Annotated in this window: 1 protein-coding gene; it reads left to right on the forward strand. The window is 59.9% G+C overall.

Translation table 11 applies throughout. The annotated features are described in order from the left end of the window. Positions 1–579, forward strand: a 579-nt coding sequence (locus NW844_RS13115; protein WP_414336274.1) for a sensor histidine kinase, incomplete at both ends; no start/stop codon positions are given.

Consider the following 579-nt stretch of genomic DNA (forward strand, 5'->3'; position numbering starts at 1 on the left):
GTGGCCAACCAATGCGCCATTGGGCTGCGCCAGGCGCGCCTGTTCCAAGCTGCCCAAGAGCAGGTGCAAGCCCTGGAGCGGCTTAACCGTCTTAAAGATGACTTTATCAGCACCGTCAGCCACGAGCTGCGCACCCCCCTGGCCAGCTTGAAGATGGCTCTGAAGATGCTGCAGATGGCTCCCTCAACCGAAAAACGAGCTCAATATCTAAGCATTGCCGAGCGAGAATGCCAGCGGGAAATCGAGCTCATCAACGACCTGCTGGATCTGCAGCGCCTGCAGGCGGGGGCCTATGCTCTGGAGGTGCAAGCCCTCACCTGGCGGGAGCTGCTGGGGGATCTGCTGACCGTTACCGAGGAGCGGGCCCACGCCAAGGGGCAGAGCTTTCAAGCCAGCGTCCCCCTAGAAAGCAGCCTCACGACGGATCCCTTGCTGTTGAGCAGGATCCTGCGCGAGCTTTTGCACAATGCCGTGAAATACACGCCGGCCCAGGGATCCATCCGCTTGCAAATTGAAACGGAAAATCGTCAAAGCCGCATCCAGGTCAGCAACAGCCAAGAGATCCCTGCCGAGGAGCTG

The sequence above is a fragment of the Synechococcus sp. H55.2 genome (assembly GCF_047462495.1).
Classification (GTDB): Bacteria; Cyanobacteriota; Cyanobacteriia; order Thermostichales; family Thermostichaceae; genus Thermostichus.